Annotated in this window: 1 protein-coding gene; it reads right to left on the reverse strand. The window is 50.9% G+C overall.

Translation table 11 applies throughout. The annotated features are described in order from the left end of the window. A partial coding sequence (locus GFJ99_RS13395) for a TonB-dependent receptor plug domain-containing protein (RefSeq protein ID WP_153209554.1) occupies positions 1–220 on the reverse strand: 220 nt, incomplete at both ends.

Consider the following 220-nt stretch of genomic DNA (forward strand, 5'->3'; position numbering starts at 1 on the left):
TAACCACACCAGCCACTGCGTCCGAACCATATACCGCCGAAGCGCCGTCTTTTAGAATCTCAACACGTTCAATGGCGGCTACTGGAATAGAGTTAATATCGACGAAGGAGTTGGCAATATTCTCGGCAAAAGCGCTTACCGCTACCCGACGGCCATTAATTAAAACCAGAGTGGCATCCGAGCCAAAACCGCGCAAACTTATTGCTGCACCGCCATTGGC

The organism is Flavobacterium sp. LMO6, from assembly GCF_009495795.1.
Lineage (GTDB): Bacteria > Bacteroidota > Bacteroidia > Flavobacteriales > Flavobacteriaceae > Flavobacterium.